We start from the raw sequence: 23,643 nt of genomic DNA, 5'->3' as shown, positions 1-23,643 counted from the left end.
CGTCGGTCACCGTCGCCGGCGCCGTGCCAGCATGACCAGGCCGACGAGGACGGCGACCAGTGCGAGCGGGGGAGCGAGCCGCTTGACGATCGGTACGCCGGCGGTCTGCAGCAGGTTGACCGGCAACGCATCCGGGCTCTGGATGAGACGCTTCTCCTCGGGCGGTCCCGGCCGTTCGGATTCGGCGGCGGCTCCACCCGTGTCGGAGGTCGCGGCGGCGTCCGGCGCGCGCGGGGCGGGCCGCTGCGGCTCGGCCGGCTCGTCACCGGCGAGGCGATGCTCGAGGCAGTCGACGAACTGGCCGAGCAGCTTGTTGCTGATGTCGCCCAGCGCGCCCTGCCCGAACTGCGCGAGCCGGCCGGAGATCGTCAGGTCGGTGGTGACCTGCACCAGCGTCGACGTTCCCTGCTCGGTGAGCTGGGCGGTGATGACCGCATTGGCCATCCCCTTGCCCCCGGATTCCTTTCCGCGCGCCTCGAGCACGACCCGTTGTGCGTCGCGGTCGAGCTCACGGAACTCGGCCTGCCCGGCGAACCGGGCGAGCATCGGGCCGACCTTCACGGTGACCTTTCCGCGGTAGACGTCGCCCTCGACCTCGGTCAGTTGCGCGCCCGGCATGCAGGGGGCGATACGTTCGACGTCGGTCAGCAGCGCCCAGGAGTCGTCGATCGGCTGGGAGACCGTGAACTCGTTGACTAGCTGCATGGCGGCGTTCCTCTCCGGGAGTGGACAGGGTCGGCGAGCGCCTCGATGAGGTCGGTCAGTGCGGAGAGGCTGTGCGCGCTGACTACGGCATCACAGTATGGCCAGGCCGCCGCCATGCCTCCGACCAATGGCCGGTAGCGCGGGCTCTGCGTGCGCGGGTTGGCCCAGACGATCCGGTAGGCGACCCGGGACAACCGCGCCATCTCGCGGCCGAGTTGGGCCGGGTCGCCGGTCTCCCACCCGTCGGAGACGATCAGGACGACGGCACCGCGGGCCATGCCGCGGCAGCCGTAACGGTCGTTGAAGTCCGCCAGTGCCGCCCCGATGCGGGTACCTCCGGACCAATCCGGCGCGGCCCGCCCAGCCCGTTCCAAGGCCGTGCCCGGACGCCCTGAGTGGAGCTCCCGGGTCAGCCGGGTCAACCTCGTCGCAAACGTGAACACCTCAGCGTGTGCGCCGCCGGCGGCGCAGTAGAGCAGCTGCAGCATCGCGCGGGAGTAGGCCTCCATCGACGCCGAGATGTCGCACAGCACCACCATCCGGCGCGGCCGCTGCCGATGCGTCCGCCGGGAGATGCGCAGGGGGTCGCCACCGGTACGACGAGCCTGTCGCAGGGTGGTCCGCAGGTCGATGCGGTGGCCCCGGGCGGTACGCCGGTACCGGGCAGATTGGCGTGGCGGGGTGGCCAGCTTCAGATCGCGCATGAGTCGGGCCAGCACAGCGAGCTCGTCGGGGGACAGGTCAGCGAAGTCGCGCCCGGAGAGGCGCTCGTCGCCGCTCGCGTATGCCCGCAGCGGTACCGGCCGGGTGGTGCCGTCGTCGCCGGTCGAAGCGGACCTGATCTCCGCCGAACCGCCCGGTGCCGGCGCCGGCTGGGTCGCGGCGGATGGCGCCGAGGTCGGGCGCGGCGCGGTCGGGTCGCCGCGGTGCTCGGCTGGATCGGTGGCGCCACCGAATACCGCGGCGAACACGGCGTCGAAGGTCGCGATGTGGTCGGGGTCAGAGACCAGCGTGGCCAGCCCGCATTGGTGCAGTGCGGTGGTGGTGCGGGGCCGGGCGACGGCGATGGCCCGGGCGAAGCGCGCCGAGCGGTCCGGGCCGACCGGGAGGCCGGCGGCCCGCAGCGCGGCGCCGAACCGGGCGACGCCGGTGGCGAGGTCGATGTCACCCATGACCGACGACCACCTCGGCGAATCCGGCCCGGCGGGTCGTCTCCTCGTCCTCGGGGTACTTCAGTACGGCGCTCATGGTCCGGCCGGCCGAGTCGACGTCGAGCTCCCCGACACCGAGCACCCGCAGCGCGTCCGCCCAGTCGATCGCTTCCGCGACACCGGGCGGCTTGGTGAGTCCCAGTCCCCGCAGCCGCGCGACCGACCCGGCCACTTGACCGGCGATAGGTTCGGCGGCGCCGGGCACCCGGCGCCGGACGATCGCCGCGATCCGCTCGACGTCCGGGTAGCCGATCCAGTGGTAGAGACAGCGCCGCTTCAGCGCATCGTGTAGGTCGCGGGTGCGATTGGAAGTGAGCACCGCCACCGGCGGAACCGCCGCGCGCCGCGTACCGAGCTCCGGGATCGTCACGGCCGACTCGGCCAACAGTTCGAACAGAAACGCCTCGAACTCGTCGTCGGCCCGGTCGACCTCGTCGATCAGCAACACCGCCGGCCGCGGGCCGGGATGGTCGAGCGCGGCGAGCAGTGGCCTGGCCAACAGGTATTCGGCGCTGAACAGGTCGACCTCGCGGGGCACGTCGCCGCGCGCCTCGGCCAACCGGATGCCGAGCAGCTGCCGCGGATAGTTCCACTCGTACAGCGCCTCCGCGGCCGTGAGGCCCTCGTAGCACTGCAGGCGGATCAGCGGTGTGTCCAGGACGGTGGCCAGCGCCTTGGCAGCCTCGGTCTTCCCCACTCCGGGTTCGCCTTCGAGCAGGATCGGCTGGCCCATCCGTACGGCGAGGAAGAGCGCGGTCGCGAGCCCGACCTCGGCGAGGTAGTCGGTGCGGTCCAGCCCGGCGACCACCGCGGCGACGTCCGGCAGCCGCCCGCTGAGCTCGTCGCTCCCCGTACCGCTCATGCGAGGAAGCGTCCGGGTTCCTCGGCGAAGCTCTGCCGGCAGGTCGGGTTGCAGAAATACCAGGTCGTACCCGCGTGCTCGAGGTGCAGGCTGGCCGCCGAGACGGCGACCGACATCCCGCAGACCGGGTCGGTGGCCGCGCGAGGCGTGTCCTTGCGAGGCGTGTCCTTCGCCGCCCGATGGCGCGGCCGCGATTCGATGATCTCGGCGAGGATCGACAACGCGATCTCCGCCGGTCCTGCGGCGCCGATGTCGAGCCCCGCCGGCGTGTGCAAGCGTGCCTTGTCGCTCTCGGACGCGTCGAGTGCGGCGACCACGGCCGGGCCGCGGCGGCGGCTGGCGACCAGCCCGACGTAGGGCACGCCGGCCCGCAACGCCGCCGCCAGCACCGCCTCCTCGGCCCGCCCGTGTGAGGCGGCCACCACCGCCGCGGCGTCCGGCGCGATCGGTGCGTCGGGTTCGGTGGTCGGCCTTACGTCGTAGTCGAGCGCGGCCCCGATCCGGGCCAGCGCACGAGCCACGGGGGTGTCACCGAGGACGTGCAGCAGCGGTGCCGGGATGACGGCCTCCAGGAAGATCTCGACCGTGCCGCCGGACAGGCACGGGTTGGCCACCTCGGTCAGCCCCTCGTGGGATTTCACGGTCTCAGCGGCGGCGGGCGTGATGCGCAACAGCGTCGACTCCCCGGACTCCAGGAGGTCGAGTGCCTGCAGCCGCACGGTGGACTCAGCGCAGACGCCGCCGACGAACCCCTCGATGGTGCCGTCGGGGAGGATGAGGGCGCGGTCGCCCGGCTTGGCGCTCGTCGGCCGCTCGACCCGCACGACCACGGCCCGGACGAACGGCCGACGGGCCGCGTGCAACTCCTCCGCGCGGGCGTCCGGGTCGGTTCGGGCCACCGGGTTCACCGATCTAGGTGATGGCCAGGTCGGTGCGCACCGGCCGGCCCTGCATAGCCGCCCAGACGTTGGCGGGGGTGAGCGGCATGTCCGCATGCCGTACGCCGAGCGGCGAGATCGCGTCCACCACCGCATTGACCACGGCGGCGGGGGAGCCGACCGTGGCCGACTCCCCGACGCCCTTGGCGCCGATCGGATGGTGCGGCGACGGTGTCACTGTTTCACCGAGCTCCCACGACGGGCATTCCATCGAGGTTGGTAGCAGGTAGTCCATGAACGACCCGCCGAGACAGTTGCCGTCGGCGTCGAAGGCGATCACCTGCATCAGCGCCATGCCCACCCCGTCGGCGAGCCCGCCGTGCACCTGGCCCTCGACGATCATCGGGTTGATCCGCACTCCGCAGTCGTCGACGGCGATGAACCGCCGGACCTTCACCGCACCCGTGCCGCGATCGACGTCCACGACACAGATGTAGGCACCGAAGGGATAGGTCAGGTTGGGGGGGTTGTAGACGCAGGTGGCGTCGAGTTGCCCCTCGACGCCCTCGGGCAGCTCGAGGCTGGAATGCGCCGCGAGCGCGATCTCCTGGATCGTCTTGCCCTGGTCCGGGTCGCCGTGGACGAAGAATCGGCCCTTCTCCCACTCCAGATCGTCGGGCGCCACCTCGAGCATGGCGGAGGCGACGATGCGGGCCCGGTCCCGGACTTTGCGTGCCACCACGGCCGTCGCCGCACCAGAGACCGGCGTCGACCTGGAGCCGTAGGTGCCCAGGCCGAAGGGCGTCTGGTCGGTGTCGCCGTGGACGACCTCGATGTCGTCCGGCGGAATGCCGATCTCCTCGGCGACGATCTGCGCGAACGTCGTCTCGTGGCCCTGTCCCTGTGTCTGCACCGAGAGCCGCAGCACCGCCTTGCCGGTCGGGTGTACCCGGAGCTCCGCGCCGTCGGCCATGCCGAGGCCCAGGATGTCCATGTCCTTGCGCGGGCCGGCGCCGACCGCCTCGGTGAAGAAGCTGATCCCGATTCCCATCAGCTCGCCCCGCTCGCGCTTCTCCGCCTGTTCACGGCGCAGGTCGTCGTACCCGGCGATCCGCATCGCCTCCCTCAGCGTGTGCGCGTAGTCGCCCGAGTCGTAGACCCAGCCGGTCGCGCACGTATAGGGGAACTGCTCGGGCCGGAGCAGGTTTTTCAGCCGGAGCTCGGCGGGATCCATCTTCAGCTCCTGCGCGAGTACGTCGACCATCCGCTCGACGAGGTAGGCCGCCTCGGTGATCCGGAACGAACACGCGTAGGCGACGCCGCCGGGCGCTTTATTGGTGTAGACGCCGGTGACGGCGCAGTACGCCGTCTCGAGGTCGTAGGAGCCGGTGAATATGTGGAAGAAGCCGGCCGGGAACTTGGTCGGCTGCGCGGTGCCGTTGAACGCCCCGTGGTCGGCGAGCACGTTGACCCGTAGCGCGCGGATCGTGCCGTCCTTGGTCGCCGCGATCTCGCCGCGCATGTGGTAGTCGCGGGCGAACGACGTACTGACCAGGTTTTCCGACCGGTCCTCCACCCACTTCACCGGCTTGCCGGTGACGATCGAACCGACCACCGCGCATACGTATCCGGGATAAATGCCGACCTTGTTGCCGAAGCCGCCACCGATGTCGGGGGAGATGATGCGGATCTTCTGCTCCGGCAGTCCGGCGACGAGTGCGTAGATCGTGCGGTGCGCATGCGGCGCCTGCGTCGTCGTCCAGACGGTGAGCTTCCCGGTGATGGGGTCCAGGTCGGCGATCGACCCGCAGGTCTCCAGCGGCGCGGGGTGCACCCGTGGATAGAGGATGTCCTGCGAGACGACCACCTCGGCGTCGGCGAAGACCGCGTCGGTGCGGACCTTGTCACCGGCGTCCCAGTCGAAGATGTGGTTGTCCGACCTGCCCTCCACGTCGTCGCGGATCACCGGGGCGTCCGCGTCGAGCGCGTGCCGGGCGTCGACGACCGGTGGCAGGGGCTCGTAATCGACGTCGATCAATTCCACGGCGTCGCGGGCGGCGTAGCGATCGTCGGCGACCACGAACGCCACTTCCTGACCCTGGAAGCGCACTTTGTCGGTGGCCAGCACGGCTTGCACGTCGTTGGACAGTGTGGGCATCCACGCGAGGTTGAGACCGGCGAGCGTCTCGCCGGTGATGACCGCCTTGACGTGCGGGTCGGCCTCGGCGGCGCTGGTGTCGATCGACACGATGCGCGCGTGCGCGTAGGGGCTGCGCAGGATCGCTGCGTGCAGCATGCCCGGCAGGGTGATGTCGTCGATGTAGTTGCCGTGGCCGCGGATGAACCGGGGGTCTTCCTTCCGGGTCATCCGGCCGTAACCGATCGGCCGTTCCGCGACGTCGGTCATGCCGATACCTCCGTGGTGCGCTCGTGCTCGGCGGCCCACCGGACGGACCGGACGATGTTCTCGTATCCGGTGCAGCGACACGACTGGCCCGAGATCGCCTCCCGGATCTCACCTTCGGACGGGTCGGGGTTGTGGTCGAGCAGCCAGCGTGCGGTGAGCAACATCCCCGGCGTACAGAAGCCGCACTGCAGACCGTGACACTCGACGAAGCCCTGCTGCACGGGATCGAGCGTTGCTCCGTCGGCGAGGCCTTCTACCGTCCGCACCGCGCGCCCGTCGGCCATCGCCGCAAGGACGGTGCAGGACTTCGCCGGCGTTCCGTCCAGCCACACCACGCAGGTTCCGCAGTTGGACGTGTCGCAGCCCCAGTGGGTGCCGGTCAGTCGCAGGTGGTCGCGCAGGTAGTGCACCAGCAGCAGGCGCGGCTCGACCTCGTCGGTGTGCTCCTCGCCATTGACCGTCACGGTGATCTGCATGTCAGGCCTCCTGCCCCAGTGCGCGGGCCGTCGCGCGGCGCAGCGCGCGGGTGGTGAGCTCGTCGGCAAGGTGCCGCTTGTAGTCGACCGGACCGCGTTGGTCGGCCGTCGGATTGGAGTGTTCCCCCGCGATACGGCCAGCCTCGACGAAGCTGTCGTCGGTGGCCGGTTGCCCGCGCAGGAATTCCTCCGCCTCGGGGGCGAAGTAGTGTGCGGCACCGACGGCGGTGAGTCCGATGCCGACATCGGCGACCACGTCGCCGTCCAGCCACACCGCGGCTCCGGCCGCTGCGACCGGCCAGTCGCCGACCCGACGCTCGACCTTCTCGTAGGCACTGCCGCCGCCCGGGCGGATCAGCACGCGCAGCTCGGTCAGCATCTCCGCGTCGCCGACGACGGTCTCGTAGGGTCCGGTGTGCAGCTCGCGCACCGGCACCTCCCGCTGCTGCGACGATCCGCGGATCACCGCGGTCGCGTGCACGGCCGCGAACGCCGCGGATAGATCCTCCGCCGGGTCGGCTTGGCACAGCGAGCCGCCGATCGTGCCGCGGTTGCGCACAATCGGGTCGGCGATCACCCGCTCGGCGTCGGTGAAGATGGGGAAGTGCTCATGAGCCAGCGGTGACGCGAGCAATTCGGCATGTCTGGTCAGCGCGCCGATGCACAGGTGGCCGTCGTCGACCCTGATGTAGGACAGCTCGGTGAGGTCGTTGATGTCGATCACCGACTCGGGCTGGGCCAGCCGGAGCCGCATCATCGGGATCAAACTGTGCCCGCCGGCGATCAGGAACGAGTCAGGTCCGGCCCGCTCGAGCAGTGACAGCGCATGATCGACGCTGGTGGCGCGTTCGTACTCGAACCGTGCGGGCACCTGCATGGGGCCCCCTCCATCCAGGCAGGACGCAACTACGCGTCCGGGATGATGCACCAATCATGACCGCGTTGCTGAGGGCTGGCAATGATGCGCCCTAACACGGGCGGAGATCCGCCGGGGTGTCCACGTCGTCCGGTGACCCGGTGTCGTCACAGCGCACCTCGACCACCTCGTCGGAATGGGCGCGCAGATACGGCCGGGCGCCACGGTCGCCTACCGCCAGCCGGGTGATGTCGGCAAAGTGCTTTTGGGTGAGCAGCACGGGGTGCCGTTGTGCGCCGTCGTAGGTCGCGGTGACGAGAGCGGCGCCGGCGTCGTAGGCGCCGATCACCCGCCGCACCGACTCCGCGCCGAGCCAGGGCGTGTCGACCGGGACCACCACCACGGCATCCGCCGTGACCGCGGCGAGTCCGCACCGCAACGAGGAGCCCATTCCGGTGGACCAATCCGGATTGTCGACGACATCGGCGCCGTCGACGTCGAGTGCTGCGGCGCCCGCGACGACGATGACCGGCCGGCAGCCGCCGTCGCGGAGCAGCCGGATGGCGCGATCGACGAGCCGCTCGCCCTGATACGTCGCCAGCGCCTTGGCCGAACCGAACCGGCGGCCGGCGCCGGCCGCGAGAACCAGACCGGCCGGCCCGCTCAACCGACGCTCTCACGGGCCGGCGCGCCATGGATCCGCCCTTGCGCGTCGGCCAGTCGCCGTCCCGAGCCGCCCCGACGCAGCGCGATGATCTCCGCCGCGACCGACACGGCCGTTTCCGCGGGGGTCCGGGCCCCGAGGTCGAGGCCGATCGGTGACGCGAGGCGGTCGAGTTCGGCCTCGGCCAGGCCGAGTTCGCGCAGCTTCGCGAGCCGGTCGTCATGGGTCCGCCGGCTGCCCATTGCACCGATGTAGGCGGCCGGTGTACGCAACGCCACCTCCAGCAGCGGTACGTCGAATTTCGGGTCGTGGGTGAGGACGCAGACGACCGTCCGGTCGTCGATCCGCCCGGCCGAGACCTCGGCGGCGAGGTAGGTGTGCGGCCAGGCCACGACCACCTCGGCCGCGTGCGGAAGGCGTTTGCTGGTGGCGAATACGGGACGCGCGTCGCAGACGGTGACCTGGTAGCCGAGAAAGGTTCCGATCGAGGCGACGGCGGCGGCGAAGTCGATGGCGCCGAAGACGAGCAGCCTGGGCGGGGGCGCGAAGGACTGTACGAAGACGGCCAGGTCGTCGCGGCGACGCTCGCCGTCGGCCCCGTATCGTCGTACGTCGGTCATGCCTTGCTCGAGCATGCCCCGCGCGTCATCGATGACGGCCACGTCGAGACCGATCGAGCCCAGCGATCCGGTGACCGTGTCCGGTCCGATCAGGATCCGCGTGCCGATCGGCCGCGGCCCGGAGATGATCGTGGCGCTGGCGACCGGCCGCTGGCCGGCGACCGCCTCGTTGATCGCCTCGAGTTCGGCGAGCCGGCCGGCGGGGACCGGTTCGACGAGGACGTCGATGATCCCGCCGCAGGTCAGCCCCACTGCGAAGGCGTCATCGTCACTCACGCCGTAGCGCTCGAGCACCGGAACGCCGCTGCCGATGACCTCCTGGGCAAGTTCGTAGACCGCACCCTCGACGCAGCCGCCGGACACGCTGCCGACCGCCACACCGTCTGCCGACACGGCCATCGCGGCGCCGGGCAGCCGCGGCGCGCTGCGGAACGTGGCGACGACGGTCGCGGTCGCACAGCCGCGACCGCTGCGGCACCAGTTGAGTACGTCGGCCAGGACCTCACGCACGATGGGGTCCCCGGGGCTGCCTCGCTCGGCGGACCGTCAGACTGGCCACGTTGGCGACCCTACCCGCGCTATGGCGTTCCGACGGGGCGTTCCCGGCGCCGGACGCGGGCCGGGCCGTGGGCCGGAGGTAGCCTGACCGGGTGCGGCGCCTGTTGCTGACTCCTCGCTGGTTGGTGCGCCACGTCATCGCCGTGGCGTTGGTCATCACCTTCCTGCGGCTCGGTTGGTGGCAGTGGACCCGCGCTGAATCGGGCAATGTGCTCAGCTACGGCTATACCTTCGAGTGGCCGCTCTTCGCGCTGTTCGTCATGTTCATGTGGTGGAAGATGCTGCACTTCGAGCGGCGCCCGCCGATGCCGGAGGAGGCTCGGCGGCGCCGCGAGCCGGCACCGAAGAAGGCCCGCCGCCCGCCCGCTCCGCCGGCGCCGCCCCCGTCGGCCGACGAGGAGCCGGACGAGGAACTCGACGCCTACAACCGCTACCTCGCCTCACTCGCAGAAGGCGACCGCCCCACACCTGAGTGAGCCGCCGGTCAGATCCAGGAGGAGAACCACATCCTGGCCTGCCAGTCGGCGTAGGTGATCTTCTGGCCGGTGAGGATCGGCCAGAGCCAGGCGAAGTTGACCACCACCACCGCGAGATAGGCGCACAGCACGAGCAGCCCCACCTTGCGCCGCGTCGGACCGGCGTCGGGCGGGCCGAGTGCCGCGCCGAGCATCAAGGTGATCCCGATGATCAGGAACGGCACGAGCGGCGTCATGTAGAACAGGAACATCGTGCGCTCGGTGTTCTCCAGCCACGAACCCCAGCCCGCGGCGAACGCCATCAGTACGGCGCCCGCCCGCCAGTCGCGACGGGCGACCAGCAGCCACACCATCCACACCAGCGCGGGCAGAAAAGCCCACCACAGGGCCGGCGTACCGATCGACAGGACCTCGCGGACGCAACTCTTCGACCCGCACCCGGTGACGTGCTGCGGGTAGTAGTAGTCGACCGGCCGGCCGTCGACGAGCCAGCTGTAGGGCAGCGAGCGGTACGGGTGGAAGCTCGAGAGCCCTTCGTGGAAGTTGAGCATCTCGGAGTGGTAGTGCCACAACGACCGCACTACGCCGGGCACGAAGCCCCAATGCGTCGCCCGCCCGTCCGCCCAGTGCCGGTCGTAGCCGTTCTCGCCCAGGAACCAGCCGGTCCAGGTCAGCAGGTAGGTGACCACCGGGGCCACAACGAGGGAGAGGACCGCGCCGGGCAGGTCGCGCATCGCCGTCGCCGCGTTCGGGTGACGCGCCCCCGCCGACTTACGCGCGCCGCGATCCCAGAACACCGAGAGCACCGCGAAACCGGCGAGGAACCAGACCCCGCTCCACTTCACGCCGCACGACGCGCCGAGGAGCACCCCGCCGGCCAGCCGCCACGGCCGCGGGCCGAGCCACGGCCCGAATCCGGCGACGCCGCCGGCGGGCACGGCCGCGGCGAGTCGTTCGCGCACCTGGTCCCGGTCGATGACCAGGCAGGCGAACCCGGCGAGGATGAAGACCTGCAGGTAGATGTCGAGCAGCGCGGTACGGCTCTGGACGAGCGACAAGCCGTCGAGCGTGAGGAGCAGCCCGGCGGCGCCGGCGAGCAGGGTCGACCGGGTCATCCGACGGACGACCCGGATCAGGATCACGACGGCGACGGTTCCGGCGACCGCGGACGGGATACGCCAGCCGTAGGCATTGTTGCCGAAGATCGCGACACCGACCGCGATGCACCACTTCCCCAGCGGCGGATGGACGACGAAGAGCCGCGCCGGATTGTTCTCATAGCCTTGCCGCAGCAGTTCGACGGCGTTGGTCGTGTAGTAGATCTCGTCGAAGACCTTCATGCCGGGGAAGCCGACCGACCACAGCCGCAGAACGGCCGCGACGGCCCCCACCGCCAGCGTCACGGCCCAGCCGAGGCCGGACCGGGGGAGCGGCGGCGGGCGCAGGCGGTCGGGCGCGGACAACGGCGCGACCGGCGGGGCACCGGGATCTGCGGCGGAGTCGATCTCCGCGTCGGATGCCGTGACCGCCATGGGGAGATGGTAGGTGCCAGGCCCGGTGCAATCCTCGCCCGGCGCGGCCGGCAGCCGGCACCCGTACTCTGACCGCGTGGACCCGGGCACGTTGATACTGGCCGGCGCACCGCTCGGGGACGTCCGCGACGTCAGCCCACGGCTGCGGGACGCACTGGACGGGGCCGATCTGGTCGCGGCCGAGGACACCCGCCGGTTGATGCGGCTGGTCGCCGACCTCGGCATCGCGCGGCCCGCCCGGGTCGTCTCCTACTTCGACGGGAACGAAGAGTCCCGTACCCCGGAGCTCGTCGATCAACTGCGCGCCGGCCGGGACGTGCTGCTGATCACCGATGCGGGAATGCCCTCGGTCTCCGACCCGGGATACCGGTTGGTGAGCGCCGCGACCGACGCCGGCGCGCGGGTGACCTGCCTGCCCGGCCCGTCGGCGGTGACGACGGCGCTGGCGGTGTCCGGGCTGCCGAGCGACCGGTTCTGCTTCGAGGGCTTCCTGCCCCGCCGCCCCGGTCGGCGGCGGCAGGCCCTGCAGGGGCTAAGCGCCGAGCGGCGGACGTTGGTCGTCTTCGAGGCGCCGCACCGCCTGGCGGCGATGCTGGCGGACGCGGCCGAGGCGTTCGGCGACCGTCCCGCCGCGGTGTGCCGGGAGCTCACCAAGACTCACGAGGAGGTGCGCCGCGGCGGACTCGTCGAACTCGCCGGGTGGGCACAGGCAGGGGTCCGCGGCGAAGTCACCGTCGTGATCGGCGGGGCGCCGGCTCCGCCGCCGCAGGACGACCCGGCGGTGCTCGCCGCACTGGTGCGCGACCAGATCGCCGACGGCGTACCCCGCCGCGACGCGATGTCAGCGGTCGCCCGCTCGGCCGGCGTACCCCGCCGGGTCGTCTACGACGCCCTGCTCACCGAGGATCGCGGGCCGGCGCCGGACTGACGGCCGGTTACAGCCAGCCGTTGCGGCGGAAGCCGCGGTAGAGCAGCAGGCAGATCGCCGCGATCAGGACGAGAACCATCGGATAGCCGAATCTCCAGTGCAACTCCGGCATGTACCGGAAGTTCATCCCGTAGATGGCGCAGATCGCGGTCGGGACGGCGGCAATCGCCACCCACGCCGAGATCCGCCGCATGTCCTCGTTCTCGGCCATCGTGACCCGGGCGAGGCAGGCCTGCAGAATCGAGGAAAGCAGCTCGTCGAAACCGCTGATCTGGTCGCGCACCCGGGTGAGGTGGTCCTCGACGTCCCGGAAGTACTCACGGATGTCGTCCGGTACGCCGGACAGGTGGCGCTCGGCGAGCATCCGCAGCGGCCCGGTCAGCGGAAGCACGGCGCGCCGGAGTTCGAGCACCTCGCGCTTGAGCTGGTAGATCCGCTCGACGTCCTGCGACCGCTGCGGTGAGAAGACCGACGTCTCGATCTCGTCCACGTCGACCTCGACGTCGGCGGCGACCGCGAGGTAGTCGTCCACGACGTGGTCGGCGACGGCGTAGAGCACGGCCGTCGGACCGTGCTCGAGCAGACCCGGATCGGTGTCGAGGCGGTGCCGGACCGCGCCGAGGGCGCTGTGCTGCCCGTGCCGCACGGTGATCGCGAAGTTCGGTCCGGTGAAGACCATGACCTGGCCGGTGTTGACGATCTCGCTGGTGGCGGTCAGGGCCTCGTGCTCGACGTACTCGACCGTGACGAAGACGACGAACAACGTGTCGTCGTAGCGCTCGAGCTTCGGCCGCTGATGGGCGTTGACGGCGTCCTCGACGGCGAGCGGGTGCAGGTCGAACTCGGCGGCGATGCCGGCGAACTGCTCCGCGGTCGGCTCGTGCAGGCCGAGCCAGACGAAACCGTCCTTCTCCCGCGCGGTCCGGGCGGCTTCGGCGTAGCCGCCGGTGAGCGGCGCCCGCTGCCCGTCGACGTAGAGGCCGCAGTCGACGACGCACTCACGGACGTCGGCGGCCGCGACCACGGTGCCGCGCGAGGTGGGATGCCGACGGCCGATCGGCCGCCGGGTGATCTTCAGGGGGCTGCTCATGGGACGCCTCCGCTCGACAAAGGGCGAACGCGCACGCCGTTCCCGGCAAATTTGCGAAGCTACGCCGACGGACTGCTCTGGGAGCGGGGCTCTCAGACGGTGCGGCGAGGGGACGGGGTGCGCACGGGACTCGGATGGTCACCGGTACTCACGTGCCACCACCTCCTCGCGCTCGTTCCGCCCGTGAACCTTCCGAATCCTACACGTGATGACGTCGCGGGCATTGGCGGCCGGTGATCTTGATCGGGCCAAAGCACCCTTTGTCGGGTGTTTGCGTCCGGCGGCGTACGGCGAGCGGAGAGCGTACGCGGCCGATCACTACGCTGGGTCGCATGACCAGCGGGAGGCACATTCTCACGGCCGTCGCCTGGCCCTACGCCAGCGGACCGCGCCACATCGGGCACGTCGCGGGCTTCGGGGTCCCGTCCGACGTCTTCAGCCGCTACCAGCGGATGGCCGGCAACCGCGTCCTCATGGTCAGCGGGACCGATGAGCACGGAACGCCGATCCTCGTCGCCGCCGACAAGGAGGGCGTGCCGCCGCAGGAGCTCGCCGACCGCTACAACCGGCTCATCGCCGAAGATCTGCAGTCGCTCGGGCTGTCCTACGACCTGTTCACCCGCACGACGACTCGTAATCACGAGGCGGTGGCGCAGGAGATCTTCCTCGGCCTCTACAAGAACGGCTACGTCTTCCCGAAGACCACGATGGGCGCGATCTCCCCGTCGACGGGGCGCACCCTGCCGGACCGTTACATCGAGGGGACCTGCCCGATCTGCGGCTACCCCGACGCCCGCGGCGACCAGTGCGACAACTGCGGCAACCAGCTCGATCCGATCGACCTCATCAACCCGAGATCGCGGATCAACGGCGAGGAGCCGACTTTCGTCGAGACCGAGCATTTCTTCCTCGATCTGCCGGCGTTCGCCGACGCTCTCGAGGAGTGGCTGCGGTCGCGGCAGGGCTGGCGGCCCAACGTGCTGAAGTTCTCGCTCAATCTGCTCGCCGACCTCAAGCCCCGCGCCTACACCCGCGACCTGGACTGGGGCGTGCGGGTGCCGCTGGACGGCTGGCGGGACCGCCCGGACAAGCGCATCTACGTCTGGTTCGACGCCGTGGTCGGCTACCTGTCGGCGTCGATCGAATGGGCCCGGCGCAGCGGCGATCCCGATGCCTGGCGGGCCTGGTGGCAAAACCCCGACGCGCGGTCCTACTACTTCATGGGCAAGGACAACATCGTCTTCCACGCCGAGATCTGGCCGGCGCAGCTGCTCGGCTACGACGGTGAAGGCGCCCGGGGCGGTACGCCGGGATCCCTCGGCCGCCTCAGCCTGCCCGACGAAATCATCTCGAGCGAGTTCCTCACCATGGAGGCCAGGAAGTTCTCGTCGTCGCGCGGCGTGGGCATCCTGGTGCGCGACTTCCTCTCCCGCTACGACCCCGACGCGTTGCGCTATTACCTCGCGGTCGCGGGACCCGAGACGCATGACACGGACTTCACCTGGTCGGAATTCCTGCGTCGCAACAACGACGAACTCGTCGCCGGGTGGGGCAACCTCGTCAACCGCTCGGTGTCGATGGCGGCCAAGAACATCGGCAGTGTGCCGGAGCCCGGCGAACTGTCCGATGTGGACAGAGAAATCCTCGCTGCGTCGCGGCACTCCTTCGACACCGTCGGTGGTCTGCTCGCGAAGTCGCGGCAGAAGGCGGCCATCACCGAGGTGATGCGGGTGGTCGGCGACGCCAACAAGTACCTCTCGGACCAGGCGCCCTGGAAGCTGCGCACGTCCGACCCGGCCCGGATGGAGTCGGTGCTGCACGTCGCGCTGCAACTCGTCGACGACTGCAAGGTGATGCTCACGCCGTTTCTCCCACACTCGGCGCAGCGGGTGCACGAGCTGCTCGGCAACACCGGCCGGTGGACGAGCAGTCCGGAGCTGCGTGAGGTCGACGAGGAGGGCGGCCGGCGTTACAGCATCCTCACCGGTGACTACGACACCGAGGCGCGATGGGAGTCGACACCGATCCGTCCGGGAACGCCGTTGCGGCCGCCGACACCTGTCTTCACCAAGCTCGATCCGTCGATCGTCGACGAGGAGCTCGCCCGGCTCACCGACCGTGCCTGATCACCGGTGAGTGGTTCGCGGGAGCGGGGGGTGCCGCCGCCGGCGCCGCAGCCGTTGCCCGCCGACGCGGTCGACTCGCACTGCCACCTCGACGCGATGGGCTGCCGGGACGACGCCGACGTGGCCCGCGTGGTCGCGGCGGCGCAGGCGGTGGGGATTCGACGGGTGGTGACCGTCGGCGACACCATAGCCAGCTCACGCTGGTGCGCGGAAACGGCGGCCGGTCATCCCGACGTCCACGCCGCGGTCGCCGTGCACCCCAATGAGGTCGGGGAGCTGACCGAGGACGGCTACGCCGAGTTGGCCCGGCTGGCAGCGCTTCCGCAGGTTCGCGCCGTGGGGGAAACCGGGCTCGACTACTACTGGGGACGAGTCGACCCCGCGGAGCAGAAGGCGGCCTTCCGGCGGCACATCGCGCTGGCGAAGGACGTCGGCAAGCCGCTGGTGATCCACGACCGCGACGCGCACGACGACGTACTGGCGATCCTCGACGAAGAGGGCGCACCGCGCGCGACGGTCATGCACTGTTTCTCCGGGGACCGCGCGCTGGCGCAACGTTGTGTCGACGCCGGTTACGTGCTCAGCTTCGCCGGCACGGTGACGTTCAAGAACGCACCCGCGCTGCGGGAGGCGGCGGCGGTGGTCCCGCCGGGGCAGCTGCTCGCGGAGACCGACGCACCGTTTCTCACCCCGATGCCCTACCGCGGACGGCCCAATGCTCCGTATCTTCTGCCGCTCACGATCGGCGTGCTCGCCGAAGTGACAGGCAGGCCGCTGGCCGAGCTCTGCGCGACGATGATCCGTACGGCCGAGGCTCTTTTCGGCCCCTTCTGAGGTAGCTTGGGAGCGCAGGACGAGGAGGAATCTCGTGGCCGCCGTCAGCGTCCGCTACATCGTTCACGACATCGATGCCGCGATCGCGTTCTACTGCGAGCGGCTCGGTTTCCGCGAGGTGATGCACCCAGCTCCGGCCTTCGCCATGCTCGTGCGGGGTGACCTGCGTCTCCTGCTCAGTTCGCCGGGTGTTCCGGGTGGGCCCGGCGGTGGGTCCCAGGCGATGCCCGACGGGACGCGTCCGGAGCCGGGTGGGTGGAACCGGATCTCGCTCGAGGTGTCCGACCTCGCGGCGCAGGTCGACGCACTGCGCCGGGCCGGGGTGCACTTCCGCAACGACATCGTGACCGGCGTCGGCGGTAACCAGATCCTGCTCGACGACCCGTCCGGCAACCCCGTCGAGCTGTTCGAACCGACGTTGCCCGAGGCGGCGCAGTCCTCGTCCTGACGCCCCGCACTCGTCGTTGGGTCCGCACCGAACTCATTCCCGCGTCCCATTCCGCGTCGACGTGACGTTGATGCGGCTAGAGCGCTTGAACGTGACGTTCAAGCGGAATGGGCGCCGGGGCGGCTCTCCGAATGGGGGCCGGCGTCAGCCGGAGCTGAGGCGGCCGCCGGTTGGTGAGCGGCGACATCGTGCGCCGTACTCGCATCCACGGGGCAGATCGGCGAGTAGGACGCACGATGTCGACCGGCACCTGCGACGTACGCGGCGTACGGCGTAGTTGCGTCCGCACCAATCTCATTCCGCGTGAACGTGACGTTGATGCGGCTAGAGCGCTTGAACGTGACGTTCAAGCCGAATGGAAGGGCCTAGGCGGACTCCGGCCGGATCTCAGGGTTGCGTTCGGGGCGATCCCCGATGTGCCGCCCCCTTCCTCGTCGAGAGCATCAACGAGGAAGGGAGGCGGCCATGCATGTAGCGCAGGAGGTGGGGTTTTCCCCACCCCGGTTCCGGATATCAGCCCCATCGTCATCGGCCGCCTTGACCGGAAGCCTGAAGTGGTCAGGCGATCGAGAGAGGGCGGCGGCGATGGCGGAGTACGGCGCAGGACGGGCGGGTGCGCGATGACCGCACTTGCTCTCGTCGCGGCGGTCGCGGCGGCGCTCTGTTACGCGGTCGCTGCGGCTCTCGAGCAGATCCAGGCCGAGGCCGACCGGGGCCGCGACGTCGTCCGCTCATTCCTGCTCTGGCGACTGATGCACCAGCGCCGCTGGCTGCTCGGATTCGGCATCGGCGGTCTCGGCGCCGGGCTGCACCTGCTGGCCGTCGCCCTCGCGCCGCTCGCACTCGTCCAGCCGATCGTCGTCCTGACGGTGGTGTTCGCCGTACCGCTGGGTGCGGCCCTGCGCCGCCGCCGACCGACCAAGACCGAGATGGTCGCCGCGATCGCCGTGGCGGCGGGGCTTGCGATCGTCGTGACGACGGTACGGACGACTGCGGAGGTTCCCCGGCCGGCGGGGGGTTCGGTCGCACTTGCCGCCGTCGTCGTCGCCACCTGCGTCACCTTGATCCTGCTGGTGGCCGCACGGGTCTCCGGCTCTGCGCGCACCGTTCTCCTCGCCGGTGCGGCCGCGGCGCTGTTGGGTCTCGGCTCGGCGCTGGCCCGCACGCTGCTGGCCTCCGACCTGTCGTGGGCGACGATCGTCGCGTGGGGTACGCCGCTGCTCGCCGGCTGCGCGATCGCCGGAACCTCGCTGGAGCAGACGGCGTACAAGTCCGGGCGACTCGCGGTCACCGTCGCGGTGATGACGGTGATCGACCCCCTGGTGGCGATCGGGATCGGCGCCGGCGCGCTCGGCCAGCCCGTCCGGTTCACGATGCCCGCGATCACCGCGCTGGCCGCCGCAATGGTGGTGACCGGCGTGATCACCCTCGCGCGGCACACCTTCCCGGCGGTGCCCGCAGCCCAGCCCGAGCCGGCGCGGCGCGCCGTCGTTCCGGTGGGGGCAACACGATGACCATCACCTGCGAGCGGGGCGGCGTCCCGGACCCGGTCCGGGACGCCGTCTCTGCACCACCATCGCGATCGGGTGGCAAGCAGATCCGTACGGCGCTCCTGTGGGTCGGCGGCGCCGCGACCTGCGGGCTCCTCGGCTGGCAGTTGCACACCGTCGACCTCTCGACGCTCGGGTCGATGCGTGCCGGGTGGGTCGCGCTCGTGGTGGCCGCGATGGTGCTGTCCCTGCTGGGCGCCGCGTACAACCTCATCGGCTTCACCCCGACCAGACTCCCGGTCCGCCGGACCGTGGCGGTCCAGACGGCGGCGTCGTTCACCCGGGTGCTCACCCCGTCGGGCATGGGCGGCAACGTGGTCAATGCGCAGTACCTGCGGCGCCACGGCACCCCGACCCCGCTGGCCGTGGCGTGCGTGGCGATCGCGCAGCTGGGCCAGTTCGCGATGACGATCGTGCTGGTCGCGCTGATCGGGCTGGCCACCGGCTCGGGCACCGGCCTCGGCAGCCATGTTCCGGTCGTGGCCGCGGTCCTCGGCGGGCTCGTGCTGCTCGCCGGCGCGCTCGTCGTGGTGGGCCGGCGGGTGCCGCGGGTCGGCGCGCTGCTCGACGGACCTCGGGCCAGCCTAGCGATGCTGGTCGAGCACGCCCGGCGGCGGCCGCTGATGGTCGCGATCGGGCTGGGCGGCTCGCTCCTGCTCACGGTCGCTCTCGTCGGCGCGCTGGAGGCGAGCGTCCACTCGTTCGGCGGGAACGTCAGCCTGCTCACGGTCGCCGTGGTGTTCCTGACCGGGTCCGCGGTCGGCTCGATCGTCCCGACCCCCGGCGGGATCGGCGCCGTCGAATCGTCGCTGATCGCCGGGCTCACCGCGGCCGGGCTGGCCTCGGCGATCGCCGTACCGGCGGTCCTGCTGTTCCGGCTGGTGACGGTGTGGCTGCCGCTGCCGATCGGCTGGGCGTCGCTGCGTTCGCTACGCCGGCGCGGACACCTGTGACCGGCCGGGCAGGCTCGCCTCGGCGAGTGTGTGCTGCGGATCCACTCCGTCGTCGAGGATCCGGCCCAGCGCCGCCAGCAGCGGCAGCGCGTCGGGGGCAAGCCGGTCCGTGGCCTGCAGTGCGGTGCCCAGTTCGGCGGCGAGGGGGAGGGCCGCCGCTCCCTCGACGGTCTGGCCCGCGCGGTGCATGACGGTGAGCGCGGCGCGCGGCCGTTCTCCGGCGCCGATGCGGGCGCCGTACACCTTGTTGCGGCCGGACAGCCCGGTCACCTCGAGGTCTCCCGCGCCGGGCAGGCCGTAGACGGTCGCCGGGTCGCCGCCGAGCGCGTCGCTCAAGGACCGCATCTCGCGGAGTGCCCGGGCGAACACGGCGGACTTGAGGTTGTGCCGCGGCGATCCGGCCGCGTCGCCGAGCCCGTCGCAGATGCCGAGGGCGATCGCGTAGACGTTCTTCATCGCCGCGGTGATCTCGACACCGACGACGTCGGAGGAGGGTTCGATGCGATAGCTGTCGGTGGCCAGCATCGAGGCGACCCGCCGTAGCGCGGCGGATTCGTCGCTCGCATAGGTGGTCGCGGTCGGGTCACCGGCCGCGACCTCGTTGGCCTTGCAGGGTCCGCCGGCGACGATCAACGGGATGTCGGCTCCGATGACCTCCCGCAGCAGCGGGGGGAAGAGCGCCACGGCGCCGTCGCCGTCACGGCCGAAGCCCTTCGTCGTCACGAGCACGGGCGTGCCGGCGCGCAGGTGGTCGGCGGCCTGCCCGGCGATGTCCAACGCACCGTCGGAGGAGATCGCCAGTACGACGAGGTCGGCGCCCTCGAGCGCGTCCGGCAGGTCCTCGGCGGAGTAGGTGGCGACCGCGCGATCCACCCGCAGGCCGAGCCGCGGATGCTGCTCATCCCGCCTGATGACGGCCAGGATGTCGGTGTCCAGCGAGGTCCCCCAGAGCCGGACCCGGTGGCCACCCGCGAGGGCGGGGGTGGTGAGAGCGGTGCCCATGGCCCCGGCCCCGAGGATCGTGACGGTGTGACTCATGCGGTTCCCTTCGCGGTCGACGTCGCCTTCTCCAGCAGCGGGAAGATCTCCGCGAGTTGCGGATACAGGCGGCGGTAGGCCGCATACAGCGGCTCGTAGGCTTCCTCGGCGTCGGCCGGTTCGACGACTCCGGTGAACGACGCCATGGCCGCAGCCGCGGCGCCGATGTCCGCCTCCCCGTGCAGCCCGATCGCGGCGGCGGCGAGCATCGCGGCGCCCAACGCGCTCACCTCCTCCTCCGCGCAGACCTGCACGGGTCGCCGTGTGACGTCGGCGACGATCTGCAGCCACAGGTCGCTCCGGCTCCCCCCGCCCATTGCGCGGAACTCGGTGATCGGTCCTGCCTCGCCGTCGTGCCACGACTCGAGACCGTCGATCTGCAGCCGCAGCTCGAGCGCTGTCGACTCGAGGATCGACCGGTAGAGATGCGGGCGGCCGTGACTGCCGCGCCATCCCACCACCGCCCCGCGCGCCAGCGGATCCCAGTACGGCGTCTGGGCGCTGTTCCAGTAGGGCAGGGTCAGCAGACCGTCCGACCCGGGCGGTACGTCGGCCGCGGCCCGCGCCGTTTCGGCGTCCGGGACCCCGTCGTCGGAGCCGCCGCCGAACTTCTCCTCGAGCCACCGCACGAGATAGGTGCACGACGACAGCAGCATCTCGCCGGTGTACGCCGTCGGGAGCGGGTTGATCAGGGTGCGGAACTGGCGGCCCCACCCGTAGTCGGCCAGGTGGATTCCGGTGGCCATCGCCGTACCGAGGTTGAGGTATGCCGGCCCGGGTCCGGTGACGGCGGCACCGAGCCCGGCGCACTGCCCGTCCCCGGCACCGGCGACGACGGGGATCCTCGCCGGCAGGGAGAGCTCGTCGGCGAGCCGTGGGTGCAGTGTCCCGACGATGTCGCCGGGAGCCACCAGCGCGGGGAGCTGGCCGGCGTCGACACCGGCGATCTCCAGCAGTTCGGGTGCCCACCGGCGGGTGCGCATGTCGAGCAGCCCCAGCGGGTCGGCGGACGCGACGCTGGTCGCGTAGCGGTCGGTGAATCGCCACAGCAGATAACCACCGGTGTCGACGACGCGGTGGCTGCGGGGCAGCGTCTCGGGTTCGTGCCGGCGCAGCCAGGCGAGCTTGTAGAGGGCGGGCGTCACGTCCGGCGGCTTCCCGGACAGGGCGTGCACCGCCTCCGTGCCGTAGTCGGCGATCTCCGCACCCGCCCGGCCGTCGACCCACAACAGGGCGGGCCTGATCGGGTCGCCGGCGTCGTCGAGGCAGGCGAAGGATTCCCGCTGGTGGGTGACGCCGATCGCCCCGATCCGGGTGCGGTCGACCTGCTCGACGGCGTCGCCGAGTGCGGCCAGGGTGGCGCTCCACCAGTCCCGCGGATCCTGCTCGTGCCAGCCGGGGTGGGGCATCGCCATCGGCAGGCTGCGCCGGCCGACCGCGACGGACCGACCGGTGGCGGTGTAGACCACCGCCTTGACCGCGGTCGTCGAGGCATCGATCCCGACGACCAGCGGCGAACTCGCGGCATTCATGTGGCGGCAGCGTACCGACCTGACGTCGGGGCGCGGCCGACCTGTAGACCTAGACGGGTGGATGACGGGTTGCTGGGGCCGACGGACGTCCGGCGCCTGGCCGCGGGCCTCGGCCGCTCGCCGACCAAGGTGCTGGGCCAGAACTTCGTGCACGACGCCAACACCGTGCGCCGGATCGTGCGCACCGCCGCACTGCGCCCCGACGACGTCGTCCTCGAGATCGGTCCGGGTCTCGGATCGCTCACGCTGGGGCTGCTGCCCGCCGCCGCAGCGGTGATCGGTGTGGAGATCGACCCGGTCCTCGCCGGCGCGCTGCAGTCCACTGTGGACGAACGGCTTCCGGCGTACGGCGACCGGCTCACCGTGATCACCGCCGATGCGTTGACGCTGCAGTCCGTGCCGGACGAGCCGACGGCGCTGGTCGCCAACCTGCCCTACAACGTCGCCGTACCGGTGCTGCTGCATCTGCTGGAACTGATGCCGTCACTGCGCCGGGGCCTGGTGATGGTGCAGGCCGAGGTCGCCGCACGGCTCGCAGCGTCGCCGGGATCGCGCACCTACGGCGTGCCGTCGGCAAAGACGGCTTGGTACGCCGAGGTCGCCCGCGCCGGAGCGGTGCCGCGCACCGTCTTCTGGCCCGCCCCCAACGTCGACTCCGGCCTGGTGTCCTTCCTCCGCCGTGATCCGCCCGCCGATGCGGACCGGGTGGCGACGTTCGCGGTGATCGACGCGGCGTTCGCCCAGCGGCGCAAGACCCTTCGCTCGGCCCTGGCCGGTTGGGCCGGGTCGCCCGCCCGCGCCGAGGCGGCGCTACACAGCGCCGGGATCGATCCGGGTCTGCGCGGCGAAGCGCTCGACATCGCGGCCTTCGCCCGCATTGCCGCCGTAGGGCCGCCCCCGTCCGGGAGCTAGCATCGGGCGCAGGCGCTCAGCCGACCGGTATCCGTGCAAGGAGGACTCGCAGATCGTGACGCGTCTGGTCGGTGTGCCCGAGCCGGTCACCGTCCGGGTCCCCGCCAAGGTCAATCTCCACCTCGCCGTGGGCGAGCCGCGGCCCGACGGCTACCACGACCTGGTCACCGTCTTCCACGCCATCTCGCTCTACGACGAGGTGACCGCGACCCCGGCCCACGACCTCACCCTGACCGTGCACGGCGAGGGCGCCGCCGAGCTGCCCGACGACGCGGACAACCTCGCGTGGAGGGCGGCCGCGCTGCTGGCCCGGCGTACCGGCGTCGATCCGGCCGTGCGTCTCGAGCTGTCGAAGGGGATCCCGGTCGCCGGCGGGCTGGCCGGGGGGAGCGCCGACGCGGCGGCGACCCTCGTCGCCTGCGACGCGCTCTGGGGGACCGGGCTGGCCCGCGCGGAGCTGCTCGAGCTCGCCGCGGAGCTGGGCAGCGATGTCGCGTTCGCCCTGACCGGCGGGACCGCCCTGGGCACCGGCCGGGGTGACCAGCTGACCCCGGTATTGGCCGCCGGTCGCTGGCACTGGGTGCTCGGGATCGCCGACGGCGGCCTGTCCACCCCCGCGGTCTACGCCGAGCTCGATCGGCTCCGCGAGAAGCGGAACGCCGAACGGATCGGCGCACCGGACGGACTCATCAACGCGCTGCGCACCCGCGACCCGGCCCGCCTCGGGCAGCTGCTGGCCAACGACATGGCGGCCGCGGCCCGCTCGCTGCGGCCTTCGCTGGCTCGTACGCTGCGGGCCGGCGATGAGCTCGGCGCGCTCGGCGGGGTCGTCTGTGGGTCCGGGCCGACCTGCGCCTTCCTGGTGCGGTCGGCGGATGCGGCGATCCGGCTGGCCGCGGCCCTGTCCGGGACCGGGGTGTGCCGCACCGTGCGGACCGCGCACGGCCCGGTCTCCGGTGCCCGGCTGGTCGGCGAGGGCGGCTAGCC

At 71.4% G+C, this 23,643-nt stretch carries 22 protein-coding genes; 9 read left to right on the top strand and 13 right to left on the bottom strand.

What is annotated here, in order from left to right; genetic code table 11:
* Positions 1–6 precede the first annotated feature (6 nt).
* From VGH85_01370 to VGH85_01330, 9 genes are all read right to left on the bottom strand, one after another.
* Entirely contained in the window at positions 7–705 is a 699-nt protein-coding gene (locus VGH85_01370; GenBank protein HEY2172439.1) for an SRPBCC family protein, read from the bottom strand.
* Positions 696–1,877, bottom strand: coding sequence for a VWA domain-containing protein (locus tag VGH85_01365; GenBank protein HEY2172438.1), 1,182 nt, complete (start codon positions 1,875–1,877; stop codon positions 696–698). The genes VGH85_01370 and VGH85_01365 overlap by 10 nt, the downstream gene beginning before the upstream one ends.
* Positions 1,870–2,778, bottom strand: coding sequence for a MoxR family ATPase (locus tag VGH85_01360; GenBank protein ID HEY2172437.1), 909 nt, complete (start codon positions 2,776–2,778; stop codon positions 1,870–1,872). Before VGH85_01360 ends, VGH85_01365 begins: the two co-directional genes overlap by 8 nt.
* Positions 2,775–3,677: an XdhC family protein gene (locus VGH85_01355; GenBank protein ID HEY2172436.1), complete on the bottom strand. Its 903-nt coding sequence runs from the start codon at positions 3,675–3,677 to the stop codon at positions 2,775–2,777. The genes VGH85_01360 and VGH85_01355 overlap by 4 nt, the downstream gene beginning before the upstream one ends.
* 13 nt (positions 3,678–3,690) lie before the next feature.
* Positions 3,691–6,063 (bottom strand): aerobic carbon-monoxide dehydrogenase large subunit, encoded by a 2,373-nt coding sequence (locus tag VGH85_01350; GenBank protein HEY2172435.1) that lies wholly within the window; start codon positions 6,061–6,063, stop codon positions 3,691–3,693.
* A complete protein-coding gene (locus VGH85_01345; protein ID HEY2172434.1) occupies positions 6,060–6,539 on the bottom strand; it encodes a (2Fe-2S)-binding protein in 480 nt (159 codons plus the stop codon). Before VGH85_01345 ends, VGH85_01350 begins: the two co-directional genes overlap by 4 nt.
* A 1-nt stretch (position 6,540) precedes the next feature.
* Entirely contained in the window at positions 6,541–7,416 is an 876-nt protein-coding gene (locus VGH85_01340; protein HEY2172433.1) for a xanthine dehydrogenase family protein subunit M, read from the bottom strand.
* Between the two features lie 91 nt (positions 7,417–7,507).
* Positions 7,508–8,062, bottom strand: a complete 555-nt coding sequence (locus VGH85_01335; protein HEY2172432.1) for a nucleotidyltransferase family protein — start codon at positions 8,060–8,062, stop codon at positions 7,508–7,510.
* On the bottom strand, positions 8,059–9,189 hold the full coding sequence (locus VGH85_01330) for an XdhC family protein (GenBank protein ID HEY2172431.1): 1,131 nt from the start codon (positions 9,187–9,189) through the stop codon (positions 8,059–8,061). The genes VGH85_01335 and VGH85_01330 overlap by 4 nt, the downstream gene beginning before the upstream one ends.
* A 140-nt stretch (positions 9,190–9,329) precedes the next feature.
* On the opposite strand from VGH85_01330, the gene VGH85_01325 reads away from it, so the two are divergent.
* Positions 9,330–9,713 (top strand): hypothetical protein, encoded by a 384-nt coding sequence (locus VGH85_01325; protein ID HEY2172430.1) that lies wholly within the window; start codon positions 9,330–9,332, stop codon positions 9,711–9,713.
* An 8-nt stretch (positions 9,714–9,721) separates the two neighbouring features.
* Here the strand turns inward: VGH85_01325 and VGH85_01320 are convergent, their stop codons facing one another.
* Positions 9,722–11,245: a phospholipid carrier-dependent glycosyltransferase gene (locus VGH85_01320; GenBank protein ID HEY2172429.1), complete on the bottom strand. Its 1,524-nt coding sequence runs from the start codon at positions 11,243–11,245 to the stop codon at positions 9,722–9,724.
* A gap of 76 nt (positions 11,246–11,321) precedes the next feature.
* Between VGH85_01320 and rsmI the strand changes: the two genes are divergently transcribed.
* Positions 11,322–12,173: a 16S rRNA (cytidine(1402)-2'-O)-methyltransferase gene (gene rsmI, locus VGH85_01315; GenBank protein ID HEY2172428.1), complete on the top strand. Its 852-nt coding sequence runs from the start codon at positions 11,322–11,324 to the stop codon at positions 12,171–12,173.
* Between the two features lie 7 nt (positions 12,174–12,180).
* On the opposite strand, the gene corA is transcribed toward rsmI, so the two are convergent.
* Positions 12,181–13,263: a magnesium/cobalt transporter CorA gene (gene corA, locus VGH85_01310; GenBank protein HEY2172427.1), complete on the bottom strand. Its 1,083-nt coding sequence runs from the start codon at positions 13,261–13,263 to the stop codon at positions 12,181–12,183.
* Positions 13,264–13,595: 332 nt separating this feature from the next.
* Here corA and metG point away from each other — a divergent pair, with 332 nt between their 5' ends.
* The 5 genes from metG (at position 13,596) to VGH85_01285 (ending at position 19,174) form a co-directional block, all read left to right on the top strand.
* Positions 13,596–15,389, top strand: coding sequence for a methionine--tRNA ligase (gene metG / locus VGH85_01305; protein HEY2172426.1), 1,794 nt, complete (start codon positions 13,596–13,598; stop codon positions 15,387–15,389).
* A 30-nt stretch (positions 15,390–15,419) separates the two neighbouring features.
* Complete coding sequence (locus VGH85_01300; protein ID HEY2172425.1) at positions 15,420–16,223, top strand: TatD family hydrolase; 804 nt, start codon at positions 15,420–15,422, stop codon at positions 16,221–16,223.
* Between the two features lie 34 nt (positions 16,224–16,257).
* Positions 16,258–16,671 (top strand): VOC family protein, encoded by a 414-nt coding sequence (locus VGH85_01295; protein ID HEY2172424.1) that lies wholly within the window; start codon positions 16,258–16,260, stop codon positions 16,669–16,671.
* A 620-nt stretch (positions 16,672–17,291) separates the two neighbouring features.
* Entirely contained in the window at positions 17,292–18,185 is an 894-nt protein-coding gene (locus VGH85_01290; GenBank protein HEY2172423.1) for a DMT family transporter, read from the top strand.
* Complete coding sequence (locus VGH85_01285) at positions 18,182–19,174, top strand: lysylphosphatidylglycerol synthase transmembrane domain-containing protein (GenBank protein HEY2172422.1); 993 nt, start codon at positions 18,182–18,184, stop codon at positions 19,172–19,174. Before VGH85_01290 ends, VGH85_01285 begins: the two co-directional genes overlap by 4 nt.
* On the opposite strand, the gene VGH85_01280 is transcribed toward VGH85_01285, so the two are convergent.
* Together VGH85_01280 and VGH85_01275 are read right to left on the bottom strand one after the other, a co-directional pair.
* A complete protein-coding gene (locus VGH85_01280; protein HEY2172421.1) occupies positions 19,151–20,212 on the bottom strand; it encodes a hypothetical protein in 1,062 nt (353 codons plus the stop codon). The two genes, VGH85_01285 and VGH85_01280, sit on opposite strands and share 24 nt — an antisense overlap.
* The gene (locus VGH85_01275; protein HEY2172420.1) at positions 20,209–21,744 is read right to left on the bottom strand and encodes an FGGY family carbohydrate kinase; all 1,536 of its coding nucleotides are present in this window, start codon (positions 21,742–21,744) and stop codon (positions 20,209–20,211) included. Before VGH85_01275 ends, VGH85_01280 begins: the two co-directional genes overlap by 4 nt.
* Before the next feature lie 57 nt (positions 21,745–21,801).
* Between VGH85_01275 and rsmA the strand changes: the two genes are divergently transcribed.
* Positions 21,802–22,656, top strand: a complete 855-nt coding sequence (gene rsmA, locus VGH85_01270; GenBank protein ID HEY2172419.1) for a 16S rRNA (adenine(1518)-N(6)/adenine(1519)-N(6))-dimethyltransferase RsmA — start codon at positions 21,802–21,804, stop codon at positions 22,654–22,656.
* Positions 22,657–22,711: 55 nt separating this feature from the next.
* Positions 22,712–23,641, top strand: coding sequence for a 4-(cytidine 5'-diphospho)-2-C-methyl-D-erythritol kinase (locus VGH85_01265; protein ID HEY2172418.1), 930 nt, complete (start codon positions 22,712–22,714; stop codon positions 23,639–23,641).
* The last annotated feature ends 2 nt before the right edge of the window (positions 23,642–23,643 follow it).

This window comes from Mycobacteriales bacterium (assembly GCA_036497565.1).
Taxonomy (GTDB): Bacteria; Actinomycetota; Actinomycetes; order Mycobacteriales; family QHCD01; genus DASXJE01.
Note: the sequence above shows the minus strand (reverse complement) of the source record. Positions and strands in the feature narration are given on the sequence as shown.

Bases quoted from the DNA above. Each gene is read 5' to 3' on its own strand.
- VGH85_01370 (HEY2172439.1), bottom strand. From the start codon at position 705: ATGCAGCTAGTCAACGAGTTCACGGTCTCCCAGCCGATCGACGACTCC.
- VGH85_01365 (HEY2172438.1), bottom strand. From the start codon at position 1,877: ATGGGTGACATCGACCTCGCCACCGGCGTCGCCCGGTTCGGCGCCGCG.
- VGH85_01360 (HEY2172437.1), bottom strand. From the start codon at position 2,778: ATGAGCGGTACGGGGAGCGACGAGCTCAGCGGGCGGCTGCCGGACGTC.
- VGH85_01350 (HEY2172435.1), bottom strand. From the start codon at position 6,063: ATGACCGACGTCGCGGAACGGCCGATCGGTTACGGCCGGATGACCCGG.
- VGH85_01345 (HEY2172434.1), bottom strand. From the start codon at position 6,539: ATGCAGATCACCGTGACGGTCAATGGCGAGGAGCACACCGACGAGGTC.
- VGH85_01340 (HEY2172433.1), bottom strand. From the start codon at position 7,416: ATGCAGGTGCCCGCACGGTTCGAGTACGAACGCGCCACCAGCGTCGAT.
- VGH85_01320 (HEY2172429.1), bottom strand. From the start codon at position 11,245: ATGGCGGTCACGGCATCCGACGCGGAGATCGACTCCGCCGCAGATCCC.
- corA (HEY2172427.1), bottom strand. From the start codon at position 13,263: ATGAGCAGCCCCCTGAAGATCACCCGGCGGCCGATCGGCCGTCGGCAT.
- metG (HEY2172426.1), top strand. From the start codon at position 13,596: ATGACCAGCGGGAGGCACATTCTCACGGCCGTCGCCTGGCCCTACGCC.
- VGH85_01290 (HEY2172423.1), top strand. From the start codon at position 17,292: ATGACCGCACTTGCTCTCGTCGCGGCGGTCGCGGCGGCGCTCTGTTAC.
- VGH85_01285 (HEY2172422.1), top strand. From the start codon at position 18,182: ATGACCATCACCTGCGAGCGGGGCGGCGTCCCGGACCCGGTCCGGGAC.
- VGH85_01280 (HEY2172421.1), bottom strand. From the start codon at position 20,212: ATGAGTCACACCGTCACGATCCTCGGGGCCGGGGCCATGGGCACCGCT.
- VGH85_01275 (HEY2172420.1), bottom strand. From the start codon at position 21,744: ATGAATGCCGCGAGTTCGCCGCTGGTCGTCGGGATCGATGCCTCGACG.